We start from the raw sequence: 22947 nt of genomic DNA, 5'->3' as shown, positions 1-22947 counted from the left end.
CTTAAAGTTTCCGTCCCACAAACCCGAACCGCGCCCGGCCCGTATCTTCGGCGATAACGGTATGAAGGCCGCCCGGTACCTCGGCCGGGCCGAAGAGAACGGTGCCGCCGGCGTCGTTCAGGCGATCGACGGCGGCGTCGACGTCATCCACCAGGAAATAGAAGCGCCAGCCGCTGCTGCCGTCCGGATCGGCGGGCATCAGCGCGCCGATCATGGTCGAGCCGGCGCCGAGAAAGCGGTAGTCGCCGCGATCGCCCATCGGCATCGCGCCCTGCTGGCTCCAGCCGAAAAGCTCGCCATAGAAGCCGAGCGCCGCCTCGGGATCGGGCGTGCGGAGTTCGTTCCAGACCGCATGGCCCGGCCGCGCCGTTTCCGTTGGCAGGAACGCTTCGCTGGCCCGGTCGCTCGCGCCGCGCATCAGATAGAAGGGGTTGCCTTGCGGATCGGCGACGAAGGCGAAACGGCCGACCTCGGGAATGTCGGTGCCGGGCATGTGGACCGAACCGCCGAGCGAAGCCACTTTCTCCGCCATGGCATCGACATCCTCGACGCCGACATAGAACAGCCAGGAGGGCGGCATCGGCATGCCCTCCGGCCGCTGCATCACGCCGCCGACGCCGGTCCCGTTGGCGCTGGCGATGCGATAGTCATGTTCGAAATTGCCGGCGAAGCGCTGGAAGCTCCAGCCGAGCACCTTGCCGTAGAACGCTTCGGCGGCGTCCGGATCGTCGGTGATCAACTCGTACCAGATCGGTGTTCCTGGGATATTGCTCATGCGTCGTCTCCTCCGGGTGGCGTCAGGCGCAGGCTAGAAGGCGTGTTCGTAGTGCGATGCGTGGATCGCGAACGGCCGCAATTGGGCGGCGAGCGCCCGTTCGAAGGCGGGCCGTGCCGTGCAGCGGGCCAAATAGCCGGACAGGCCGGGATAGCCGTCGAGAATGTCGGTGTGATCGGTCATGCGCAGCACGGGCGCCATCATGATGTCGGCGGCCGAGAACGGGCCGATGAGGTAGTCGGACTCGCCGAGCGCCGCCTGAAGCTGGTCGAGGCGTCTGGTGACGGCTTCGAGAAGCTTGGGCCGATAGCGCGCCTTGACCTCGACGTCCTCGACGAAGATGTCGACATCGGCAAGCGCGCCCAGCGGTGGCTCGACCGTATTGAGGCTGGCGAAGATCCAGGTGACGACGCGGTCGCGCTGGCAGGGATCGCGCGGCATCAGCACGTCGCTCGCCTCCGCGATCTTCAGGACGATGGCGCCCGACTCGAACATCGTGTGGCCGTCGATCTCGATCACCGGCACTTGGCCGAAAGGCTGGCGGGCGATGTGTCCGGGCGAGGTCTGGGTGCCCATCGCAAGAAGGTCTTCCTCATACGGAAAGCCCGCCTCTTCAAGGGCCCAGCGCACGCGAAGGTCGCGCACATGGCCTTGTGCGAAGGACGGCACCCAATCGAAGGCGGTGACGATCGTTGCTTGCGACATTTTGCTCTCCCGCGTCACGCCCAGTATGGAAGACTAGCGATTGACTATTGAGTTGATATCAACATAATTGATCCATGTCAAACATGATTCGAGAAGAGGGCCGGGTTCCGTACGAGACGACGATCTACGTGCGCGACCATTGCCTGTGTCTCCATGTGCAGCGCGCCGCGCGCCGGCTAGCGCGGCGCTTCGACGACGCCTTGCGGCCGCTGGACCTGAAAAGCGGTCAGTTTTCCCTGATGATGTCGCTGAACCGGCCCGAGCCGCCGACCTTGGGATCCGTGGCGCAACTGCTCGCCATGGATCGCACGACGCTGACGGCGAACCTGAAGCCGCTGGAACGGCGCGGCCTGGTAACCGTCACGCCCGATCCGGAGGACAAGCGAGCGCGCCGGCTGACCCTGACGAAAGCGGGGCAGGCGCTGCTAGCGAAGGCAGTGCCGATCTGGGAGGAGGCGCATCGGCGGGTCGAGGAGCGGCTGCCGGACGCCGATGCGCTGCGCGCCGGTCTCGACGCTCTCGTGTGAGCCGCGGCCCGGTCAGGCGCCCTGTGCCGCCAGGGCGCGCTGGGCGTCCTGCTTGATGCGGCCGACCATGGAGCGCAGTCCGTTGGAGCGCTGGGGCGTCAGGTGCTCCTGCAGCCCCAGCTTGGCGAAGGCGGCTTCGGCGTCGATGTCGAGAATTTCAGGCGCGCTACGCCCCGAAAACAGCGCCAAGGCGACTGCCACCAGACCACGCACGATATGGGCGTCGGATTCGCCCAGATAGGTGATGTGCGGGGGGGCGGCGTCGTCCGCCTCGCTGATCAGCCAGACCTGGCTGACGCAGCCTGGCACCTTATTGGCGTCGTTGACCGTGCCATCCGGCATCGGCGGCAACTGGCGGCCGAGCTCGATCAGATAACGGTAGCGATCTTCCCAATCGTCGAGAAATTCGAAGTCGGCGGTGATGTCGTCGATGGACTGCATGTCGCTTCCGCTTATAAACCACGAAGTCGTGCTTCGGATATAAGCGGATGGAGCGGGATTGTCAGGCCCGCGGCGCGCGAGTGGGGATCGGCACCAAGGAGTCGGTCGCCGGAGTCGGCGCCGGCGAGGCGACCAGCACGCGGGCAGGCCGTTCGACCGCCACTCCGGCGGGCAGGGGCTGCGTCGCGGGGTGCGCTCCGGCGGCCGCCAGAATCCGTGCGATGGTGTCCGCATCCGGCTTGCCGGCCGACGACAGGCCGGCGGTGACCACCGGATCGACCGGCGCTGACCCCGGTTCGGCCGGCGTCTCGATCGCCATGCGATCCTGAACGAGTTGATAAGCGAGCGACATGCCGTCGCCGATCCGCTCGCCGGCGAAGGCGGCCATGTCCCGGCCGGCGGTGCAGGCGTCCGGCGCCCGGTCGCAGAACCCGGTCAGGTCCTGCAGCGCCTGCTGCACTCCGACCAGCGCGTGGCCGACGGAAAGGGAGGGGCCGGTCTCTTCATCTGTGCCGCCGGACGGAATCAGAAACGCCGCCAAGCCGAGCCAGAATGCCGACTTCAAGATGAATCGCATCGCTTCTCCTGTCGCCGGCATCACGGTCTTCGCCGCTTGTCGACGGCGCCGCTTTTTTCCGGACGAGATGCACCATAAGGCCGACGCGAAAAAGCGGCGTTGAAATTTGAAATTGCTTTCGATTCAAGTTGTAGCGATTCGCCTCGGCGTCGAGGGCCGCGTCGATTCGGCGCCGTGTCGAAGGGCCCCGAAACGGATGGAAAACCGGGCGTTAACCATATTCGTAATGCTTTTTTGCGGCCTTCCGGAAAGCCGGGGACTCCGGGCTTTGCGGACTGGAAGCTTCGATCGGCTTATGCCTTCCTTAAAAGGTTAAGGGCATCGTTTAGGCGATCGCAACCGAACTGCCCGCAGGCCTGACGCGGGCGGATCGGTGGCATCCGAAGCGTTGCAGGACAGGTATGAAGCAAACAGACGCGCAACCAGCAGCACGGCCGGGATTCGACGCCCGCGGCTTCCTGGAGCTGGCGAGAAACCGGTTTGCCGCTCTTGTCTGCCCGGCCGTGAGCGACCCGGCCGAACGCGAGCTGCAGGCCCGGGCCATTCGCGGCCTGATCCTGGCCGGATTGGCCGCAGCCCTCGCTTCGCCGCTGGGAGTGGTGGCCGGCTGGAACGTCGCCTTCGTGGTCACGCCGCTGTTCGCCTCCGTCCTTCTTCTGTCCGCGGCGTCCTTCCTCGCCTTCTCCGGGCGGTACGATTTGGTGACCGGCTCGCTGTTTCTGCTTTGGATCGCGGGCGTCGGCCTGGGTGCCTCCGTCGACGGGGGAGCGGCGTCACCGCTTCTGTGGCTGCTGGCGCTGGCGCCGATCGAGGCCGTCGCCCAGCAGCGCCGTTCGCTGCAGGTGGTCGCCGCGACGGGATCCGTCGCGGTTCTGGCCGTGCTGAGCGTGATGCGCGCGGCAGGTCTCGATGCGCCGATCGTCGATTGGCCGCGAGCCGGCGGCGTCGCGGCGGGCTGTGCGGCGCTCTATGCGCTGTCGCTGGCCGCACGGCGCCTGACGCCCGCCGCGACCGCAGTCGCCACCGAAGCCTTGGACAGCGCCGAACGGCGGATCGCCGATCGCGAAGGCGCCGAGATGCTGCTGCGCTTCGACGAGAACGGCCGACTGATCTCGGCATCCCGCGCCGTTGCCGCGCGCCTGGGAGCGCCGGCGCTCGAAATGGCCGCCGAGGCGCTGCTGGAACGCATCCACCTGACCGACCGCGTCAGCTACCTCCAGGCGATCGGCGCCATGGCGGCCGGCCGGGACACCACCGAGATCGCAATCAGGATGCGCACCGGCGCGGAGTCGGACCGCGGCCTGACGACGTTCGCGGTGCGTTTCTTCGCTCTGCGTGCCGAAGACGGCCGCCTGGGCGAGATCCTGGCATTCCTCAGCGAGACGGAGGCTGCCGGCGAGGACCGCGAGACGCTGCGCCGCGCGCTTGAGGAAACGCGGCAGGCGTCCGAGGCCAAAAGCCACTTTCTCGCCGCCGTCAGCCACGAGCTGCGCACGCCGCTCAACGCCATCATCGGTTTTTCCGACATCCTGCAGATGGAGTATTACGGCCGGCTGCAGAACGACCAGCAGCGGGAATATGTCGGCCTGATCCGCCAGTCCGGCCATCACCTGCTGTCGGTGGTCAACAGCCTGCTCGACATGTCCAAGATCGAGGCCGGGCGCTACGAACTCTGCCCCGAGCCGTTCGCCCTGTCGGAGGTCGTCACCGCAACCGTGGACATGATGCGCGCCGAAGCCGACAAGAAAGGCCTGTCGCTCGACCTGCGGCTCGCGGACGACGACGTCACCGTGACGGCCGACAAGCGCGCCTGCCAGCAGATCCTGATCAATCTGCTCGCCAACGCCATCAAGTTCACCGACAAGGGTATGATCACGCTGGAAAGCCGGCTCGATCCGGACGGCGTCGCCATGGTGATCTCCGATACCGGGATCGGCATCGCCGAATGCGAGCTGGATCGCATCGGCAAGCCGTTCACGCAGCTCTCCACCGGCCTGTCGCGGCAATATCCCGGCACCGGCCTGGGACTTTCGCTGGTCAAGGGGTTCTGCGATCTGCATCATGGTAGGATGTCGATCGCCAGCCAGATGGGCGTCGGCACGGCAGTGACCGTGCGCCTGCCGCTCGACTGCACCGCGACCGACGAAACGTCGACCGAAATCCAAGACAAGATCGTAACGCTGACAGATGCCCGCAAGAAGACCAACTCCCGCCCGCAGGACAGCAAGCCGCACCGGGCGACGGCCTAACGCCATGTGGCGGATGGCGCGCGCCCTGGGTCGCACGGTTCGGCCCGCCGGATCGATGATCGCGGCGCACCCGAAGCCGACAGGCATCGTCGTGGGCTTCGCCGTCCTGTTCGCCTTCGTCGCCGCCAACGCCTTCTATGGCCAGGCCGGTCGCCACCCGCATCCCATGCTGGTGACGCGAGCCGAGCCGGCGGGGGGCGCCGGGGCGCAGACCGTCGCAAGCAACGACCCCGGCCTCCAGCCGGTGCCCATGGTGCGCGAGGTGCAGGCGGCGCTGGCGCAGGCCGGCTACTATACGATCGCGGTCGACGGTCGGCCCGGACCGGCGACCGAGACCGCGATCAAGGCGTTCCAGAGCGACCACGGACTGCGCGTCGACGGCGAGCCGACTCCGGTGCTGCTGTCGCAGGTGCGCCAGGTCGCTTCGCTGGAGATGGCCCCCAGCCCGGAGCCGCGGCCGACGTCTGACGGACGCTCCGGTCGCGTGCTGCAGACCGCCGCGACCGAGACCGGATCGATCACCCCGCCGCTGCCGGCTGCCCCGCCGGCGGCCTCCAATTCTTCCGATTTCGAGGGGCTGCCGGAGACGGAGCTGGTCAAGCGCATCCAGGAGGGGCTGTCGGCCGCCCAGGTCGCTTCGCTCGACGCCGACGGCATCGCCGGCAGCCGGACGCGCGCCGCCATCGCCACCTTCGAGGCGCTGGAAGGGTTGGACGTGACCGGAAAGCCGCGCCCGCAGATCCTCGAACGGCTGGTCGAGATCGGCGCGGTCCAGTGAGGCGCTAGGCCGATGCCGGCGCGCATAACCAGCGAGCTGTTCGTGGCGCAACTGGTGCGCCGCATCTTTGCCGACGGCGGTTTCGCCGCGGTGGAACGCAGGGGCGCGGCGGCGGCCGGCGCCATCTTCGTCGTCGTGCGCGGCCGGGGGCGCGAGATCGCGCTGTTCTCTCCGGCGATCCAGATGCTGGCTTCCGACGACGGCGAGCGGCGCTTCATGAAGGAGGACGTCGCCGACGAGCCGGCGCTGGCCGGCCGCTTCGAGAGGGAGGCGCGCTTCGATCCGGATTTCTGGCTGGTCGAGATCGAAACCGACGAGCCCGAGCGCTATCTCGCCCTGGCCGAAGAATAACGTCGAAACCGGGCGACCTCGGTCCTATGTCATGCTGATCGATTGCCGGAAGGAGCGTGAGGCATGCTGAAGATCTGGGGGCGCAAGAGTTCCATCAACGTCCAGAAGGTGCTGTGGCTCGCCGGCGAGCTCGGTCTTGCCTATGAGCATGTGCCGGCCGGCGGCTCGTTCGGGCGGCTCGACGAGCCCGAGTTTCGCGCGCTCAACCCGCATGGCCGCATTCCGGTCATCGAGGACGACGGCGTTCCGGTGTGGGAATCGCATGCGATCCTGCGCTATCTGGCAGCCCGTTTCGGCAGCGATGCATTCTGGAGCGCCGATCCCGGACGGCGGGCAGCGGCCGACCAATGGATGGACTGGTCGCAGGCGAGCTGGCAGCCGGCCTTCATCGACGGTGTCTTCTGGGGCTACTTCCGCACGCCGGAAGCCGATCGCGACTGGCCGGCGATCCATCGGGCGCTGGCGACCTGCGAGTGCCATCTCGGGATTCTCGACGGCATCTTGGCCAAGCAGCCGTTCGTGCTGGGCGATGCTCTGTCGCTGGCCGACATCCCGGCGGGAAGCTTGCTCTACCGCTATTTCGAACTCGACATCGAGCGCCCGTCTTTACCGAATGTCGAGGCATGGTACCGGCGTCTCACCGAGCGCCCCGCCTATCGCGAGTCCGTGATGGTGTCGTTCGAGGAATTGCGCGGCCGCAAAGGCTAGAGCATGATCCCGAAAAGTGGGAACCGGTTTTCGGAAAAGATCATGCGCACACAAGAAGATAGAGCCGGGTAATGAGCGAAGCTCATCTGATCCCGCTCTAGCTCGCCCGACGGGTCTCAGCCGCGCACCAGCGCATTGAAGGCGATCGGGAAGACGCGGGTGGTGCCGATCACGTAGGCCATCGCTTGCTCCAGCCGCAGCAGCCCGGAAAAGGCGCGATCGAGAACGTTGAGGCCGCCGGTGGTGACGCCGAAGGACGGCAGGATCATCCGGGCGCCATCCGAGGCGAAGCAGGCGCCTCGTACCGAACGGCCGCGCCCGGCCACCCGCGCGACGGGGTGAAGATGGCCCGCCACCTCGCCGGCCTGATAGGCTGCGCTCGGCTCGTGGCGGAAGGTGAGGGTGCCGGCCCGCCAGACCGCCGCATGGTCGCCGCCGAGCGAGACCGGCGGCTCGGGATCGTGGTTGCCGCTGATCCAGATCCACTCGCGCCCGGCCATCATCTCCGTCAGGCTTTGGCGGAAGAGCGGCGGCATCATCTCGGCGCCGCGCCGGTCATGGAAGCTGTCGCCGAGGCAGACCACCGTCTTTGGTGCGAACCGGTCGATGACCGCCTTGAGCAGGGCGAGCGTCATGCCGGTGTCGTATGGCGGCAGCAGCATGCCGCGCCGCGCGAACGCCGCGCCCTTCTCCAGATGCAGGTCGGCGACGATCAGCGTCCGGGTGTCGGGAAGAAAGAGCACGCCGGCGGGATCGCACACCACCTCGGTCCCATTGACCCGGGTTCGGAGGCCGTCGCTGTCGAGGCGCCGCAGCCGGCGCAACATCATGGTCATGGGAGGTGGTGACTGCCGTTGATTCGTTCGAGACCAGTCGAATCCATTTCCATGTCCGGGGCAAGGGGCCACCGTGCGAGAGCACCGAGCGATTCGCCTCGGTTGTTCGGAGCGGCCGATCTGGCGGGTAAAAGGCAGCTCACCCGACGGGCGTTTCGCCCTGTCGTCCTGCGCGCGGTCGCGCCCGACGTCCGCCCGGCCGAACGCCTTCACGCTCGGCGCGAGAGAGGGCGCACTCCGAAGCGACCAGCCTCAAGTCTCCGTCAGGGCGTCGCCGCTCGTCGGCGGAGCGATCGGCACGAACTCCTCGCGCGCCGGCTTCAGGTCGATCAGCGGCGTGCCGTCCAGACAGTCCAGCCCACGCACGAAGAGCGTCGTCCCCTCGATCCGCTCCAGATGCACCACGGACGTGCCGATCGGGTTCGGCCGGACCGGCGAGCGCAACGCGAACGTACCCCGGGTTTCGCCGTCGTTGCGCGGCGACTGCCACACCAGATCGCGGCGCGATTGATGCAGCCAATAGAGCACTTCGAGACGCCCATAGCCGGCGACGTCCTTGAGCGCGTCCCGCCAGAGATCGAACACCTCGACGCGGCAGATCGGGCCGTCGTCGCGGCCACGCCGCGGGCAGTCCATGCGGTCCTGCCAGGGCGTGCGGATACGCCCGATGAAGACCAGGCCGGCATCCGTCGGCGGCGGCGCGGCCACCGTGCGCTCCCCCGGCCGCACCTCGTCGCGGCGCACCATCAGTCGTGGTCGACCGCGACCATGACGTCGGAGGCCTTGATCACCGCGTAGGCCGGCTCTCCCTCGCGCAGCTTCAGATCGTCGACCGCCTCGTTGGTGATCGCGGCCGTCACGGTCGCACCGCCGATGTCGATCCGCACATGCGATGTGGTGGCACCCTTCACGATGGCGGTGACGGTCCCTTTGAACTGGTTGCGGGCACTGATGCGCATGAGCCAACTCCTGAATCGGAAAAACAAAACGATGTATAGCTCATCTATATAGCGACGGCAAAGAGCTCGGAATGACTGGCCGGTCTGCATGTATTGCATTGCGACGAAAGGTCCCGTTGCCATTTCCTGCCATTGGTCCGCCTGATCGTGCCGGCTCGCCGTAGGGAATTTCTCCGTGAGACGATTCCTGCCTCCGCACCTGGCCTTTCTGGCGACTGTCCTGATGGCCATCCAGTCGACCGTCTGGCCGCTGGGACGTCTGTTCGCCTGGCCTCATCAACTCGTCGGCGTCCTGCCTGCCGCCGCCGGCCTGACGCTGCTGCTGGCGGCATGGGTGCCCTTCAAGCGCCGCCGGCTCAACCTGATCCCGTTCAACAAGCCGGACGCGCTGCTGGCGGCCGGGCTCTACGCATGGTCGCGCAATCCGATGTATCTCGGTTTCCTCGTCATGCTCCTGGGCTTCGCACTCCTGTTCAACGATTTCGGCTGCCTGGCGATCGTCGCGGTGGTGTTCGTCATCACCGATCGCTGGTACGTCCGGGTCGAGGAAAAGGCCGCGGCAGCGGCGTTCGGCCAAGCCTATGACGACTACCGATGCCGTGTGCGGCGCTGGATCTGAGCGGGATCGATACTCCAGGACGCGAGTGGCTTATGGAACCGCAGGCGCGACAGCCAGCGCCTGAGTCGTGCGCGAAAACCAGTCGCCGGTCGGCAGTCCGTCGAGGGCTGGGGCTCCTCTCCAGGCTCGGCCAGCCCGAGCCGCTGTCTCTGTTTCAGGCGCGCGAGGTCGCTCGCGATGACAACCCAGTTGTGCATCGTCGCTTGTCCTTGGTGAAAGAGGAAATCGTGTCTCGCCATCAAGCTAGGCGGCGCGACCACCGAACTCTACGGCCACCGACGCAAGGGGTTTTTCACCGGTGAAAGACGAGAGCTGGGAGGATTTCCGCCTGTTCTTTCTGGTGGCGACCGAAGGCGGACTGACGCCGGCGGCGCAGAAATGCGGGCTGAGCCCGGCGACCTTGGGGCGGCGCATGCAGGCGCTGGAGCGAACGCTCGGCCGCACTTTGTTTCTGCGCCGGCAGACCGGCTACGAACTGGCGCCCGACGGCCGCGTGCTGCTCGACCGGGTGAAGGGTATGCAGATGGCGGCCCAGTCCGTACTCGAATGGAAGGGCGGCCCGTACGAGATGCCGATCGTCTCGATCTCGGCAGACCATTGGATGGCCCGGTTCCTGGCGACCAACCTCTCCGACCTGTGGACGCCGTGCGACGGTTTTCGCCTCTGCTTCAAATCCGGGAGCATACCGGTCGATCTGGCGCACCGCGAAACCCAGATCGGCATCCGCACCGCCCGCCCGCATCAAGCCAATCTGGCCGGCCGCCGCCTCGTCGATGTCGCCTTCGCGCCCTACTGTGCCCGAAGCTTCGACCTCAAGACGAATCCGAACTGGGTGGCTCTCGGCAGCGACGTTTCCATCGTGCCGTCCGAACGCTGGGTGCTGGCGCAACCCGAACTGTGGATCACCGTGTGGGCCAACGCGCCGGGGCTCGTCTACGACCTCATCCGCAGCGGCGCGGGCCGCGGCGTGCTGCCGTGCTTCGTTGGCGACGACGATCCCGGGCTCGTTCGCGCCGGCGCGATCATCGAGGATCTCGGACACACCAGTTGGATCGTGATGCACGATGAGGAACGGCACCGGCCGGAGGTCCGCACGGTGATCGACCGGCTGGTGGCGCTCTGCACGAATAGGCGCGAGCTGTTCGGCGGCCGGGGCGATCAGGAGGTCTGAGACGCCTCGAGTTCGTCCGGCGGAAACCGGAGGGCGACCTGCGTGCCGCGTCCGGCAACGGAATCGATCGCCAGTTCCGCGCCGTGGAGAGCTGCGATGCGCCGGACAATCTTCAGTCCGACGCCCAGCGAGCCGCTGGTCTTCACCACGCCGATACCCGCTTCGGTGGACTTCTCTTCCGTCGCCAGGCCGAGACCATTGTCGCTGACCAGCACGCGGGCCGGCGCAGCGACCGACACCGTGATGGTGGTTCCGGGCGGAGTATGCTTCGTGGCGTTCTCCACGAGATTGCGGACAAGGGTCAGGAGAAGTGCCGGCACGGCCCGGACCGTCGGGTTGGCCTCCTTCTCCAACTCGACCGAACGGCCGTTGGCAAAGACGTAAGGGGCGAGGTGTTCGACCGCATCCTCGACCAGATCGCCCAGCGGGAGCGGCGTGAACGCGTCCGGCTGGATCACGTCGAGGCGAGCCAGCGCGGTCAGCTGCTCCAGCGTGTGCGTGAGCTTTTCCAGATCCGCCTCGGCCTTGCGCGCCCGCGGGCCGGCGATGTTGCCGAGTTCGAGCTTGACCACCGCCACCGGCGTGCGGATTTCATGCGCGATCGAAGCGGAGAAGATCTTCTGGGCGCGGACCACCTCGGCCACCCGCTGAAGCGCCCGGTTGACCGCAAGGGTGAGGTGCAGAACTTCACGCGGCATGCCTTCGGTGGGCAACGGGTTCATCGAGCTGGCCGGATCGAGGGCATCCGCCGCCTTGACGGCCTTGACCACGGGGCGCAGCGCGTTGCGGATCGAGAAGATCATCGCGACCGAGAGCAAGAGCAGCATGACGCTCATCGGGATCACCATGTCCTCGATCACTTCGTGCAGGATCAACTCGCCGATCAGCCAGTCCGGATCGCCGAGACTGGCGAACTGGACGATGAAGGGAGCGTCAGGATCGGAGCGAATCGTCTGGGCGCCGGCGACGGTCAGCGGCTTGCCGGGAGCCAGGACGCGGCTCCAGAACTCGTCCGGCATGTTTCCGTGCCGCATGAAAAAGGGACAGTCGCTGTGGCAGTTGCTGTAGGCGACCGAGCCGTCCGGAAGGAGGATGCGGACGCGGTAGCCTTTGCCGTCCTTCAGCGGCTGATCGAGGCCATAGTGCTCGACCACCTCCCGGCTCGGAAAGGTCTCGGGGCTCCGCAGATAGGCGCGGCCGATCTCCTCGCTTTCCTCCTCGATCAGGGTGCTGGCGAGCTCCGTGTCCTCGGACCACTGCTGCAGGACGACGATGCCCGTCTGCATGATCATCGCCACGAGGGCGAACAGCAGCACGCGCGTCGTGACGATACGGATGAGAGAGGGGTGGCGCTCCTTCATTCGTCGAGGGTACGCAGCAGATAGCCGATGCCGCGCACCGTTTCGATCGCCACTCCGGCCGGCACCTGCTCGATCTTCTTGCGCAGTCGCGACATCGCGAGCTCCAGCGCATTGGTGCTCAGGATGTCGCCATACTCCGACAGCGCATGCTCCAGCTTGCGTTTGGGCACCACACGATCCGCCTCGCGCATCAGAAGTTCGGCGAGTTGGCGTTCGCGCGGGGCCAGCGCGATCGGTTCGCCCCTGCATGACAGGACCGCCGTGGCCGGGTCATAGCGCAGGTTGCCCGCCGTAAGCACCGGCGAGGCGCCGGACGAACCGCGTCGCGCGATGGCCCGGCAGCGCGCCAGGAATTCGCGATGGTGGAACGGCTTTGTCAGATAATCGTCGGCACCCGCGTCGAGACCGGCGATGCGGGCGTCCACGGCATCGGCCGCAGTGATGATCAGGATCGGGATCGTATTGCCGGCACTGCGCAATTCGCGCAGCAAATCGAGCCCGCTGCCGTCGGGCAAGCCAAGATCGAGCGCCAGGATATTGTGCTCATCGCCCGCCAGCGCGGCGCGTGCATCTGCCAGGTTACTGACGCCGTCGATCCGCCAGCCGGTCTGACGCACCGTCTCCGTCAGCAGTTCCATCAGTCTGGCGCTGTCTTCCACCAGAAGGAGGCGCATTCCCTCGTCACGGGCCTCGTTCACGTTACAGCTCCACTAGACCAGATTCTGACGCGCAGTCCAACCCCATCGTCTGCCGCCATCGCCGGTCGGCCGCTCTGTCAACAGGCGAGCCTCGCAAGACGGTTTCACTCGCAACGGTCTGACATCGGGAGATCGTCTGAGATCGGGTGGCGCCGAGGCGAACCGCCGGGACAATTCGTCGAGAATGCCGCCACGGCCGGCGGCCGGATACCGACGCAGCCGAAAGGTTCTGTTGGGGGCGGCAAGCTGTTGCTGTGTCATTGGAAAGATCATCGTCGTAAACCGTCGATGGAACCGCATCCTGATCGGTCGTAAGCTCCGGCGCGCGATCCTGCGCACCGGAGCCGGCGTGCTTGGGAGGTGGACGTCGCTTCTCGATGCGAGGTCGCGGGGGCCTTGCCGGCGATCGCTAGTCGACAGCCTTTCAGGCGGCCGCCCTGGACAGCGGGATCACGGGCGCCGGGGTGCTGGACAGCCGCTCGCGCATATGGCCGAGGCAGAGTGCGAGAGCCGTGCGTCCATCGACGTCGATGTCCTGCATCATGTGCTCGAAGACCTGCGACACGACCGGGCGAACCTGTTCGAAAACGGCTTCCGCCTTCTCCGTCACGCTGACGAGCTTGGCGCGGCGGTCGGACGGGTCGGTCTCGCGTACCACCAGCCCCTGGGCTTCCAGGCGGTCGATGAAGGCCGATACCGTCATCGGCTCGACGCCCATGATGTCGGCCAGCGCGGTCTGGCGGATACCGCCATTTCGGTCGATATGCGCGAGGGTACGAATCTGGCCGGGCGTCAGCCCGATGCCGCTCACGACGATTTCCTTGTCCAGAGCGTTGCGGAACATCCGGGCGATGTCCGTCAACAGGAAAGCGAAACCGGTTTCGAAGTCCTGGTCCGTGGTATCAAACATATCCGCCTCACACTCCTGAGATTTTCTTTTTTTGCCCGTGGCGTCGGCCACGAGTTGGGAGTGCCACGGCGAACCTGTCAGATTCCTGTCACATTAGGCAGAATGAATGGAGGGCTGATCGGCATAAGACCCGATGGCCCGAGGCCCGATCGAATGGGGCGGGATATTGTCAGGCGTCAGGGATGATCTCGAAGCGGGCGACTGGCGGCGCGTCGCTCGGCGCCTTCGCCTTCGCCTTCGCCGGCGGACGGACCGGCCCGGAGAGGGTCAGGTGGCTTGGCCCGCCATGTCCTCGGACAGTCGGCCGACGGCCTCTTGCGCGCCCTTGTTGGCCGGATAGACCTCCAGCACCCGCATGTAGACGTCGAGCGCCTGTTGATCCTTGCCGAGCTGTTCGAGGATCGCGGCGAGGCCCATCAGCGCGCCGAAATGGCGGGGCTCGCGGGACAGCGTCTGGCGGATGTCGTCCAGCGACTTGCCTAGATTTTCCAGGGTGTAATGGAGCGTGGCGCGGCGATTCCAGGCTTCGGCGTAATCGGGCTGCAAAGCCACCGCCTGGTCGAGGAGGTCAAGCGCGGCAGCCGATTCGTCCTGAGCCATGGCCTCGGCCGACCACTGCATCAGAAGGTCGATGGTGGCGCTGCCGCTCGTATTCCACAACGACTGGATTCGCGAGGCGATGCGCGCCGCCTTCGGTGCCGCGGGCTCGCGTTTCAGTTCGGCGAACAGCGCGTCCAGCTTTTGCTGCCGCGTTTCGGTGGGCTGGCCCAGCGCCACGCCCTCGTCATCCGACTTGTCCTGGCTGGGCGGTGCCAAACCCAACGTCTCGTCCAGCCCCGCCGCAGGCATGTCCTGCGCCGAAGCCGGTGCGGTCGACAGGGCCAAGAGAATCGCGGAGCCGATGATAAAAGCGCGCATGCGGACAAGAGTAGTCCGCCGATGCGCGCCGTCAAAGTGACAACGCCGTGAATCGGCTCGGATCGCGCCGATAGCCGCCATCGCCCCCGCCGGCGTTCCGGCGAGGAATGTCAGGCCCGACGAGCCGACGAGACGCCTTGTTCAGCCGCCCCGCGAGTCGTCTCAGCCCTGGCGAGCCTTGTAGCGCGGCGCCTGCTTGTTGATGATGAAGATACGGCCCTTGCGCCGGACCAACCGGTTTGCCCGATGACGGGACTTCAACGCTTTCAGCGAGTTCTTGATCTTCATGGTGCTGACCGTCTGGCAAATCATCCGTCGACGACGGGATACCCCCGACCGCCACAACGAAAAGCGCGCCGCCAGGGCGCGCCTTGAGATTGCGGCGAGATAACCCTGTGACAGGGAAATGTCAACGCTGGGTGCTTCGTCTTGGTCGTCCGTCCGGACCAGCAGGGCAGGGGCGTCGGCAATCGCCTGCTGTACGAGGCCGAGCGGCGGGCCGTGGACGGTGGTGCGAGCGAACTGGCCCTCGACACCTCGGAAGGCGCCCATCATCTCATCGACTGGTACGGCCGAAAGGGTTTCGCCTTGGCCGAAACCGTCCAATGGCGCGGAAAGACCTATCGAAGCGTGATCATGAGCAAGCCGCTGCGGAGCGCCTGACCCGCAGAGGCGACGGGTGACCCGAGGTCGGTCGCCTCAGGTGCCCGCCGGTCCCGTCAATCGGGTGAGATGGCCCATCTTGCGCCCTGGCCGGACATCGCCCTTGCCGTAGAGGTGGAGCATCAGATGCGACTCGGCGAGAAAGGCGAAGGCCGTCGTGGCTTCGTCGCCGATCAGGTTCTCCATCACGCAGTCGGAGTGACGCGCCGTCGAGCCGAGCGGCAGTCCGGCGATCGCGCGGATGTGTTGCTCGAACTGGGAGACCGTACAGGCGGCCTCGGTCCAGTGGCCGGAATTGTGGACCCGCGGCGCGATTTCATTGACCAGGAGATGGCCGTCCGCCGTCTCGAAGAGTTCGACCCCGATCACGCCCACATAGGAGAGCCGTTCGAGGATCGTCGCGGCGATCTTGCGGGCCGCCGCTGCCGTGGTCGGCGAAATCGAGCCGGGCACCGTGGACGTGCGCAGGATACCGCCGCGGTGCACGTTCTCCGCCGGATCGAAGCTGGCGATCTCGCCGGTGGGGCTGCGTGCGGCGACCACCGACAGCTCGCGCACGAAGGCGATGCGCTTTTCCAGGATGCTGGGCACGCCGCCGAGCTGGGCGAAGGCGTTGCCATGATCGCCGCTGCGGTCGATCGCCACCTGGCCCTTGCCGTCGTAGCCGAACCGGCGCGCCTTCAGGATGCAGGGGCCGTCGAGGTCCTGGAGCGCGTGGTCGAGCTCCTGCGGATCGTCGATCGCCCGCCAGGGCGCCGTCGTCAGGCCGATGCCGTTGAGGAAGGCCTTTTCGGTGACCCGGTCCTGGGCGATCTCCAGCGCGTCGACGGGCGGATAGACGGGAACGTCCTGCCCCGCGCGACGCATCGGTGCCACCGGCACGTTCTCGAATTCATAGGTGACGACGTCGGCGCGGCGTGCCAACTTGATCAGCGCCACCGGATCGTCGAAGGCGGCGGCGATCGTCTCACCGGCGGTCTGCGCCGCCGGGCAATGCCGATCGGGGTCGAGCACGATGGTTCGAAAGCCGAGGCGCGCGGCGGCCATCGCCAGCATCCGGCCGAGCTGTCCTCCTCCGACGATGCCGATCGTCGCGCCGGGCCCGAGCACGGAAAGGCTCATTCGGTTGGATCCGGCACTTCGGCGACGGCGGCCGCGCGGGCGCGCTGCCAGCGATCCAGCCGCTCCGCGAGTTCAGGGTCGGACAGCGCCAGGATGCGGGCCGCCAGCAACGCCGCGTTGACGGCGCCGGCCCGACCGATGGCAAGCGTGCCGACGGGCACGCCGGCGGGCATCTGGACGATCGACAGCAGGCTGTCCTCGCCGGACAGGGCACGGCTCTCGACGGGCACGCCGAGCACCGGCAGCGGCGTCAGCGAAGCCGTCATGCCCGGCAGGTGGGCCGCGCCACCGGCGCCGGCAACGATCACCTTGAAACCCTGCTCCCGGGCGCTGCGGGCAAATTCGTACATGCGCTCGGGCGTGCGATGGGCCGAGACGATCCGCGCCGCGAAGCTGACCTTCAGCTCATCCAGCGTATCGGCGGCATGGCGCATGGTCGACCAGTCCGACTGGCTGCCCATGATGACCGCGACATCGGCCGGCCCGGTGGACAGATTCATGCGGTGATGTCCGGGATGATCTGGTCCTCGATTTCCCTCAGCCTGTCGCGGATCGCCAGCTTCTTCTTCTTCATGCGTTGGACCTGCAGCGGGTCGCTGCCGACCCTGACCATGGCGCTGATCGCAGCGTCGTAATCGGCGTGCTCCTGGCGCAGCCGCGCGAGCTGCAATCGAAGGACTGCCTGCTCCTGATCCGACATCCGTGTTTCCTCTGTTTATGCCGCCGTCCAATCGGCCTTCCGGTAAGGATTAACGACGGTTCGCACGCCATACCAGCCGGAAAGGAATCATGAAACAGTCGCAAAAAAGCCGTTCGACAGTGTGACCCTCTTATGACACCTTAAAGGTGCTCATGCAGCCTCCCGATGCGCGGCGCAACGGGAGAACGATCAGAAGGAGGTACCATGTCCTTGGATGTCCGTCTTGCGACGCTGGAACAGCGGCACGCTGCCCTTGATCAGGAGATCATGGCGGCGCAAGCAAAGCCAGCCATGAGCGATGCCGAGATCAACGACATGAAGAGGCGCAAGCTTCAGCTGAAGGACGAGATCGAAAAGCTGCGTACCAAGTATCAATAAGCCTGGAAGCGAGGCTGGATGCGGCGCGTGTCGCGTCCAGCCCGGCCTTTTCAAGAAGGCCGGATCACCATAGGCCGAGGCCTGCCGCGCCGTCATAGGCGAGCTTGAGACCGACGAGGATGAGCAAGCTGTAGGTTAAGGCATAGAAGCGCTTCGGATCGATCCGCTTCACCAGCCAGACGCCGGCCAGGGTGGCCACCAGTGCGAGCGGCAGAAGCACCGCCGACGTCAGGAGGTTTTCCGTCGAAAGCTGGCCCAGCAGGTAATAGGGCAGGAGCTTGGACGCGTTGATGGTCGTGAAAAGGATCACCGACGTGCCGACGAACAGCGTCGGGGCCAGGCGCAACGGCAGGACGTAGACCTGGAACGGCGGCCCCCCGGCGTGGCCGACGAAGCTGGTGAAGCCGGTGATCGCGCCCCAGAACATCCCGCGCGGTGTCGATTGCGGCTTTTCCTCGGTGCGGTGGCGCAGCACGAAGAACCACTCCAGAACGAACCAGACGGCCAGCAGGCCGATCACCAGCTCCACGCCCGTCTCCGGGATCAAGGCGGCGGTGGTGTAGCCGACGGCGACGCCGACCAGCGCGGCCGGCAGCATGGTCACGAGCACCCTGCGATCGAACGTGCCGCGCCAGGCGAACAGCCCGATCCAATCCATGAAGACCAGAATCGGCAGCAGGATGCCGGCTGCCGTCACCGGCGAAATGGCGAGCGCCATCAGCGGCACGCCGACGATGCCCATCGAACCGCCAAAACCGCCCTTGGCGAGACCCACCAGGATCACGGCCGGAATGGCGCAGAGATAGAAGTACGGATCGGTGATAATCATGGCAGCCTGAACGGCGGGAGAGCCGTCATCGATAGGCGCTCGCATCGTCGGAGGCAAGGGCGGGCGCCGGGCGTTTCCGGACAGGAAATCGACCATGGCGAAGGCGACTGTCCATTGAGTTCGTGCGGATTGGTCGGCGGCACGCAGAGTTTTCGCTTGATTTCCATGGCGGCTTGCCCTTTCGACGGGAATTCGAAAGTCTTCATCAACGGGACTCGCGCGCTTTGCGGAAATATCTCGTCCCGGCGACCATCCTGGTCGTCTCCAGCGCTTTTGCGCTTGCCCTCGCGGCGCTGGTCTGGCGTTCGAGCGCGGAGGGTGACCGGCTGCGCTTCGAAGGCTTCGCGGACGATGCGGTGAGCCGGATCGAAAACCGCCTCGATCTGCATGTCTCGTTGCTCGAGGCGACGCGCGCCTATCTCCTCGTCACCAATGGCCTGCACGACCGCGACGGCTTCCGGGCCTACGTTGCCGGGCTTGATCTCGCGCATCGTTACGGCGGCATCCAGGGCATCGGATATGCCGAAGCCGTCCTGTCCGACGACACGGCTGAGGTCAGCGAATTTCTTCGCGACACCTACGGCCTGGCTCAGGGCGTCTGGCCGCCGGACACCGATCAGCCGGCGCGTACGCCGATCGTGCTTCTGGAGCCGCAGGACCGGCGCAACCAGGCGGCGATCGGCTACGACATGTTCGCCAACGCGATCCGGCGCGAGGCCATGGTGCGCTCGGTGGTGAGCGGTGCGCCGTCTGCAACCGCCCCCGTCGAACTGGTGCAGGAGATCGACGAGAACCGTCAGACCGGCTTTCTCATCTATCTGCCGTGGAACGTCGGTGAAAGGCCGCAGGATGAAACGCAGGCGATCCTAGAGGCGGGCGGCTTCGTCTATGCGCCGTTCCGGGTAGGCGATCTCATCGCCGCGGCCTTGTCCTCCGGTCCGTCCTTGCCGTTGACCCTCAAGATCTACGACGGCCGGGTCACGCCCGAGATGCTGATGGTCGACACGGCCGCCGCCGGATTGTCGTCGGCTGAAGCCGGAGCCCCGGAGTTTGCGACGCAACGCAGCATCGATGTCGCGGGCCAGACCTGGCTGGTCGAAATCGCGCCCAGTGGCGGCTTCCGGCAGACGGCATCCGATATGCCGGCGGTCCTGCTGGCCGTGCTCGGCCTGGCGCTGTCGATGCTTCTCGCGGTTCTGGCGTTCCTCCAGGCACGGCGTGCCGAAGCGGTCGCAGCGCTGGCCGAAGCCAGCACGCAAAGTTTGGCGCAGAAGGATCTGCTGCTGCGCGAGATGAACCATCGGATCAAGAACTCGATCACCCGCGTTCTTGCGATCGCGCGACAGACGGGCCGGAATTCCGCCGATCTCGACGAGTTCATGACATCGTACACCGCGCGCCTGCGGGCGATGGCGACCTCGCAGGAAATGCTGATGCGTTCGGGGCGCCAGGAGGCGACCATCCGCGATCTCCTGCATGCCGAACTGGCCCAGGTCTTCGGCGAGGACCTGCGCAATTGCACGCTGATCGGCCCTGATGTCGAGGTTCATCGAACCGCGGTCCAGCCGCTCGGCCTCACCTTCCACGAGTTGGCGACGAACGCGCTGAAATATGGAGCGGTGCTGGAGGACGACGGCACGCTCACGGTCGATTGGAGACGCGAGGGAGACCACATCGCCTTCGACTGGATCGAGCGGAGCGCCCGTCGCACCATTGCCTATGATCCGAACCGCAAGGGGTTCGGCACGCGTCTGATCGACATGAACATCGAGCGTGAGCTGGGCGGGCGGATCGAGCGGACGTTCGAACCGATGGGTTTGGTGGTCCGTGTCCGGTTTCCTGTCGGACGGGCGAGGGTCGATCCGGAAAACGCGATCATGACGGCCGTCGAGGCGGAGGCGTGACGGAGGGCCGCCGGCCGAATCCAGGCGGACAACCTTCGGGCTGCACCGCTCAGGGCCGCGCTCCTCGAACGCTCCGACGAATTGGGCGCCGCCGAACGTCCGTATTCGGTCATTCCCCGCGATGGCGCTTGGTCGGCACGGCCGTTTTGGCCATTTCGTGACTGCAGGGTCTGGCGCTTCGTGCGGTCATATCCAGGCAGCGCATCCTCCCGGGTCGTCCTCGGCAGCCGGTACAAGCACTGGTGCGGCGATCACCATCTCGTCACTGTCATCGAATCCTCATGGTTCGCGCAGATTGGGGCACGGTGCAGGCGGCAAAAGGCTTTGCCTGCCCGTGACGAAGGAATGGTTTTCATGCAATCCGACAGAGCAGAGACGACGGATGCCGCACGGTTGGCGGACCTCGTGAATTCGGCCTATCGAGGCGTCGGGGGCAGCCTCGGCTGGACCCATGAGGCGGAACTGCTCTCCGGCAGTCGGGCCGCTCCCGACGATATCGCGGCGTTGATTGAGAGCGAAACGACGACGGTCCTCGTGCGTTGGGATCCGGAGGATCGCACACGGGCGCTCGGTTGCGTCGCCGTCGAGATGGACGGCGCGGGCCATTGCACGATCTCGATGCTGGCCGTCGCGCCGGACGGGCAGGCCAAGGGCCTTGGCCGAGCGGCGCTCTCGGATGCCGAAGCGTTCGCCGCTGAAATGGGTGCCGGGATCGCCAAGATCACTGTCGTGCGACAGCGGGAATCGCTGATCGCGTGGTACGAGCGGCGTGGCTATCGCCGGGTCGGCGTCGAAAACTTTCCGTATGGCGACGACAGCGTCGGCGTGCCGCTGCGCGAGGATCTCGGTTTCATCGTTCTGGAAAAGCCGCTCCAGCGTCGCTGAGAACGAGCACACGTCCACGCGCCCGCTGCCGATCGGCGATGAAGGAGCGGGCGTCGTGGTCCCGCTTGCGATTGGCCCGGCGAGCCCTTAGAGAACCAGATCGAATTCGCGGTCAACCGGAAAGACCCATGTCCGATCAAGCCGTTCGCCCTCGCCTGGTGCTGGCCACGACGCCCCTGCCTGACGGGCCGGCAGGCGAGGAGGCCCTGCGCGCGGCCTTGTCCGGCGGCGATGTCGCGTCGGTCCTGATCGATCCGGCGGGACGGGATGCCGCTTCCTATCAGCTGTTTGCCGAACGGCTTTTGCCGCTGGCGCAGGCGGCCGGCGCCGCCGCCATCGTCGTTGACGACACGCGCTGCGCCGGCCGGTTGCAGGCCGACGGGTTGCATTTGACGTCGGGCGACGTCGACGAACTGGCCGACGCCATGAAGCGCTTCGCTCCCAAGCTCATCGTCGGGGCCTCGGGCTTTTCGACGCGGCATGACGCGCTCGAGGCCGGCGAACGGATGCCGGACTATCTCATGTTCGGCCGCCTGGGTGGCGACACGCATCGCGAGCCGTACAAGAAAAACCTCGAACTCGCCGCCTGGTGGGCGGAGCTGGTGGAGATTCCGGCCATCGTTCTGGGCGGCAATGCCCTGGAGACGCTCGACATGGCCATCGCCACAGGTGTCGAATTCATCGCGCTGGCGACCGCCGTGTTCGCGGACGGCATCGACCCGGCCGAGGCGGTGGCGAAGGCCAATGCCGTTCTCGACCGCCTTGCGGACGGTGCGGCGTGAAACGCCGGCTCGCCGATCTCGCGGCGATCGCGCTGCTCTTGTCTGCATCGCTGCCGGCCGTGCCCGACGCATCCGCCCAGGACACGCCGCCGGCGGCGGCTGCCGGGCCGGACAGCCCGGCTTCACAGAGCGACGAGGCGGGCGCTGCCGATCCGTCGGAGCCGGGAGCAGCCACGGGAGCCGAAACGGAGCCGGCGGCCGGCGGCGAGGACGCCGAGCCGAGCGCGAATGCGGGTCCCAGCAAGGCCGATATGGCCTATGGCGCCTTCCAGCGCGGCTTCTATCTGCGGGCGCGACAGCTCGCCGAACCGATCGCCAAGCTGGGTGATCCGGCGGCCCAGACGCTGCTTGCGGAGCTTTACGATCGCGGTCTCGGCGTGCGCCAGAACGAGGAGGAGGCGGCGCGCTGGTATGAGGCGGCAGCCGAGGGGGGCAATCCGGCGGCCCAGTTTCGCTTCGCCCTCATGCTGCTCGATGGCCGGGCGGTCGACAAGGATCCGGAGCGGGCCCGCGTGCTGATGAAGCAGGCGGCCGATGCGGGCGATCCGCTGGCGCAGTTCAACTACGGACAGATGCTCGTCCAGGCCTCGCCCTCCGGCGGCTTCGCCGACGCGATGCCGTATTTTCGTTCGGCGGCGCGGGCCGGCGTGCCCGATGCCCAATACGCGCTCGCCGAGATGCTGGCCAACGGCAAGGGCATCGAGGGCACCGACGAACGCGCCGCACGACGCTGGCTGCGAGCGGCCGCGGCCGGCGGATACGATACCGCCCAGGTCGAGATCGGCATCTGGCTGATCAATGGACGCGGCGGCCCCGCCGATCCCGAAGAAGGCTTTCTCTGGCTGAAGCGGGCGGCCGAGGGCGGCAATCCGATCGCCTTCAACCGGGTGGCGCATCTCTACAAGGACGGCATCGGGGTGGCGCCGGACAAGATGCAGGCCGCCAAATGGGCGGTGCTTGCCAAGCGCGCCGCCAACACCGACCCGGAGCTCGACGATTTCTTCCGGGGGCTGGACGAGGGCCTGCAGCGCCAGGCGCTGGAAGCCGCCAACCGATTCCGCTCCGGCTAGCACGCGAATGGGCTGGAAGACGGTCGCGCGG

Annotated in this window: 29 protein-coding genes; 13 read left to right on the top strand and 16 right to left on the bottom strand. The window is 66.6% G+C overall.

Annotated features, from left to right (window positions below):
• Window position 1: 1 nt before the first annotated feature.
• Both SMD10_RS15220 and SMD10_RS15215 read right to left on the bottom strand, forming a co-directional pair.
• Window positions 2–775 carry a VOC family protein gene (locus tag SMD10_RS15220; RefSeq protein ID WP_331686569.1) on the bottom strand — a complete coding sequence of 258 codons (774 nt, stop codon included), beginning with the start codon at window positions 773–775 and terminating at the stop codon, window positions 2–4.
• Between the two features lie 33 nt (window positions 776–808).
• Window positions 809–1480 carry a glutathione S-transferase family protein gene (locus SMD10_RS15215; protein WP_331686568.1) on the bottom strand — a complete coding sequence of 224 codons (672 nt, stop codon included), beginning with the start codon at window positions 1478–1480 and terminating at the stop codon, window positions 809–811.
• Between the two features lie 74 nt (window positions 1481–1554).
• Here SMD10_RS15215 and SMD10_RS15210 point away from each other — a divergent pair, with 74 nt between their 5' ends.
• Window positions 1555–2007 (top strand): MarR family winged helix-turn-helix transcriptional regulator, encoded by a 453-nt coding sequence (locus tag SMD10_RS15210; RefSeq protein ID WP_331686567.1) that lies wholly within the window; start codon window positions 1555–1557, stop codon window positions 2005–2007.
• Between the two features lie 12 nt (window positions 2008–2019).
• Here SMD10_RS15210 and SMD10_RS15205 read toward each other — a convergent pair whose 3' ends face one another.
• Both SMD10_RS15205 and SMD10_RS15200 read right to left on the bottom strand, forming a co-directional pair.
• A complete protein-coding gene (locus SMD10_RS15205) occupies window positions 2020–2448 on the bottom strand; it encodes a SufE family protein (RefSeq protein WP_331686566.1) in 429 nt (142 codons plus the stop codon).
• Window positions 2449–2509: 61 nt separating this feature from the next.
• Entirely contained in the window at window positions 2510–3025 is a 516-nt protein-coding gene (locus SMD10_RS15200) for a DUF5330 domain-containing protein (RefSeq protein ID WP_331686565.1), read from the bottom strand.
• Window positions 3026–3426: 401 nt separating this feature from the next.
• Here SMD10_RS15200 and SMD10_RS15195 point away from each other — a divergent pair, with 401 nt between their 5' ends.
• The 4 genes from SMD10_RS15195 to SMD10_RS15180 all read left to right on the top strand — a co-directional run bounded on the left by SMD10_RS15195 (window position 3427) and on the right by SMD10_RS15180 (window position 7111).
• Window positions 3427–5274, top strand: a complete 1848-nt coding sequence (locus SMD10_RS15195) for a sensor histidine kinase (protein ID WP_331686564.1) — start codon at window positions 3427–3429, stop codon at window positions 5272–5274.
• 13 nt (window positions 5275–5287) lie between these two features.
• Window positions 5288–6052 carry a peptidoglycan-binding domain-containing protein gene (locus tag SMD10_RS15190; RefSeq protein ID WP_331686563.1) on the top strand — a complete coding sequence of 255 codons (765 nt, stop codon included), beginning with the start codon at window positions 5288–5290 and terminating at the stop codon, window positions 6050–6052.
• Window positions 6053–6064: 12 nt separating this feature from the next.
• The gene (locus tag SMD10_RS15185; RefSeq protein WP_331686562.1) at window positions 6065–6403 is read left to right on the top strand and encodes a DUF1491 family protein; all 339 of its coding nucleotides are present in this window, start codon (window positions 6065–6067) and stop codon (window positions 6401–6403) included.
• A 63-nt stretch (window positions 6404–6466) separates the two neighbouring features.
• A complete protein-coding gene (locus SMD10_RS15180; protein ID WP_331686561.1) occupies window positions 6467–7111 on the top strand; it encodes a glutathione S-transferase family protein in 645 nt (214 codons plus the stop codon).
• Between the two features lie 116 nt (window positions 7112–7227).
• Here SMD10_RS15180 and pdeM read toward each other — a convergent pair whose 3' ends face one another.
• The 3 genes from pdeM to SMD10_RS15165 form a co-directional block, all read right to left on the bottom strand.
• On the bottom strand, window positions 7228–7941 hold the full coding sequence (gene pdeM, locus SMD10_RS15175; RefSeq protein ID WP_432757253.1) for a ligase-associated DNA damage response endonuclease PdeM: 714 nt from the start codon (window positions 7939–7941) through the stop codon (window positions 7228–7230).
• Between the two features lie 258 nt (window positions 7942–8199).
• Window positions 8200–8694: a tRNA (N6-threonylcarbamoyladenosine(37)-N6)-methyltransferase TrmO gene (tsaA, locus tag SMD10_RS15170; protein ID WP_331686559.1), complete on the bottom strand. Its 495-nt coding sequence runs from the start codon at window positions 8692–8694 to the stop codon at window positions 8200–8202.
• A complete protein-coding gene (locus SMD10_RS15165; protein WP_331686558.1) occupies window positions 8694–8906 on the bottom strand; it encodes a TOBE domain-containing protein in 213 nt (70 codons plus the stop codon). The genes tsaA and SMD10_RS15165 overlap by 1 nt, the downstream gene beginning before the upstream one ends.
• 175 nt (window positions 8907–9081) lie before the next feature.
• On the opposite strand from SMD10_RS15165, the gene SMD10_RS15160 reads away from it, so the two are divergent.
• The gene (locus SMD10_RS15160) at window positions 9082–9525 is read left to right on the top strand and encodes a methyltransferase family protein (protein WP_331686557.1); all 444 of its coding nucleotides are present in this window, start codon (window positions 9082–9084) and stop codon (window positions 9523–9525) included.
• A gap of 298 nt (window positions 9526–9823) precedes the next feature.
• Window positions 9824–10696, top strand: a complete 873-nt coding sequence (locus tag SMD10_RS15155) for a LysR family transcriptional regulator (RefSeq protein WP_331686556.1) — start codon at window positions 9824–9826, stop codon at window positions 10694–10696.
• Here SMD10_RS15155 and SMD10_RS15150 read toward each other — a convergent pair.
• The 5 genes from SMD10_RS15150 to ykgO all read right to left on the bottom strand — a co-directional run bounded on the left by SMD10_RS15150 (window position 10684) and on the right by ykgO (window position 14871).
• Window positions 10684–12057 carry a sensor histidine kinase gene (locus SMD10_RS15150; RefSeq protein ID WP_331686555.1) on the bottom strand — a complete coding sequence of 458 codons (1374 nt, stop codon included), beginning with the start codon at window positions 12055–12057 and terminating at the stop codon, window positions 10684–10686. The two genes, SMD10_RS15155 and SMD10_RS15150, sit on opposite strands and share 13 nt — an antisense overlap.
• Window positions 12054–12731, bottom strand: a complete 678-nt coding sequence (locus SMD10_RS15145) for a response regulator transcription factor (protein ID WP_331686554.1) — start codon at window positions 12729–12731, stop codon at window positions 12054–12056. Before SMD10_RS15145 ends, SMD10_RS15150 begins: the two co-directional genes overlap by 4 nt.
• A gap of 448 nt (window positions 12732–13179) precedes the next feature.
• A complete protein-coding gene (locus SMD10_RS15140; protein WP_331686553.1) occupies window positions 13180–13716 on the bottom strand; it encodes a MarR family winged helix-turn-helix transcriptional regulator in 537 nt (178 codons plus the stop codon).
• Window positions 13717–13932: 216 nt separating this feature from the next.
• A complete protein-coding gene (locus SMD10_RS15135; RefSeq protein ID WP_331686552.1) occupies window positions 13933–14583 on the bottom strand; it encodes a tetratricopeptide repeat protein in 651 nt (216 codons plus the stop codon).
• A 162-nt stretch (window positions 14584–14745) separates the two neighbouring features.
• Window positions 14746–14871, bottom strand: a complete 126-nt coding sequence (gene ykgO / locus SMD10_RS15130) for a type B 50S ribosomal protein L36 (protein WP_331686551.1) — start codon at window positions 14869–14871, stop codon at window positions 14746–14748.
• A 141-nt stretch (window positions 14872–15012) separates the two neighbouring features.
• Here ykgO and SMD10_RS15125 point away from each other — a divergent pair, with 141 nt between their 5' ends.
• A complete protein-coding gene (locus SMD10_RS15125; protein ID WP_331686550.1) occupies window positions 15013–15246 on the top strand; it encodes a GNAT family N-acetyltransferase in 234 nt (77 codons plus the stop codon).
• 36 nt (window positions 15247–15282) lie between these two features.
• Here the strand turns inward: SMD10_RS15125 and SMD10_RS15120 are convergent, their stop codons facing one another.
• Genes SMD10_RS15120 through SMD10_RS15110 form a run of 3 tightly spaced genes read right to left on the bottom strand, consistent with a single transcriptional unit; the run spans window position 15283 to window position 17068 of the window.
• Window positions 15283–16368 carry a 5-(carboxyamino)imidazole ribonucleotide synthase gene (locus SMD10_RS15120; protein WP_331686549.1) on the bottom strand — a complete coding sequence of 362 codons (1086 nt, stop codon included), beginning with the start codon at window positions 16366–16368 and terminating at the stop codon, window positions 15283–15285.
• Complete coding sequence (gene purE / locus SMD10_RS15115) at window positions 16365–16868, bottom strand: 5-(carboxyamino)imidazole ribonucleotide mutase (protein ID WP_331686548.1); 504 nt, start codon at window positions 16866–16868, stop codon at window positions 16365–16367. The genes SMD10_RS15120 and purE overlap by 4 nt, the downstream gene beginning before the upstream one ends.
• On the bottom strand, window positions 16865–17068 hold the full coding sequence (locus SMD10_RS15110) for a YdcH family protein (protein ID WP_331686547.1): 204 nt from the start codon (window positions 17066–17068) through the stop codon (window positions 16865–16867). Before SMD10_RS15110 ends, purE begins: the two co-directional genes overlap by 4 nt.
• A 204-nt stretch (window positions 17069–17272) precedes the next feature.
• Here SMD10_RS15110 and SMD10_RS15105 point away from each other — a divergent pair, with 204 nt between their 5' ends.
• Window positions 17273–17446 (top strand): YdcH family protein, encoded by a 174-nt coding sequence (locus SMD10_RS15105; RefSeq protein WP_331686546.1) that lies wholly within the window; start codon window positions 17273–17275, stop codon window positions 17444–17446.
• 64 nt (window positions 17447–17510) lie between these two features.
• Here the strand turns inward: SMD10_RS15105 and SMD10_RS15100 are convergent, their stop codons facing one another.
• Window positions 17511–18275, bottom strand: coding sequence for a sulfite exporter TauE/SafE family protein (locus SMD10_RS15100; protein WP_331686545.1), 765 nt, complete (start codon window positions 18273–18275; stop codon window positions 17511–17513).
• Window positions 18276–18499: 224 nt separating this feature from the next.
• Between SMD10_RS15100 and SMD10_RS15095 the strand changes: the two genes are divergently transcribed.
• From SMD10_RS15095 to SMD10_RS15080, 4 genes are all read left to right on the top strand, one after another.
• The gene (locus tag SMD10_RS15095) at window positions 18500–20179 is read left to right on the top strand and encodes a CHASE domain-containing protein (protein WP_331686543.1); all 1680 of its coding nucleotides are present in this window, start codon (window positions 18500–18502) and stop codon (window positions 20177–20179) included.
• Between the two features lie 354 nt (window positions 20180–20533).
• Complete coding sequence (locus SMD10_RS15090) at window positions 20534–21064, top strand: GNAT family N-acetyltransferase (protein WP_331686542.1); 531 nt, start codon at window positions 20534–20536, stop codon at window positions 21062–21064.
• Between the two features lie 128 nt (window positions 21065–21192).
• On the top strand, window positions 21193–21846 hold the full coding sequence (locus SMD10_RS15085) for a thiamine phosphate synthase (protein WP_331686541.1): 654 nt from the start codon (window positions 21193–21195) through the stop codon (window positions 21844–21846).
• Window positions 21843–22916, top strand: coding sequence for a tetratricopeptide repeat protein (locus SMD10_RS15080; protein WP_331686540.1), 1074 nt, complete (start codon window positions 21843–21845; stop codon window positions 22914–22916). Before SMD10_RS15085 ends, SMD10_RS15080 begins: the two co-directional genes overlap by 4 nt.
• Window positions 22917–22947 lie beyond the last annotated feature (31 nt).

Source organism: Consotaella aegiceratis, from assembly GCF_036541425.1.
GTDB classification, from domain to species: Bacteria; Pseudomonadota; Alphaproteobacteria; order Rhizobiales; family Rhizobiaceae; genus Consotaella; species Consotaella aegiceratis.
The sequence above is the reverse complement of the archived record's forward strand: the minus strand, read 5'-3'. Positions and strand labels throughout refer to the sequence as shown.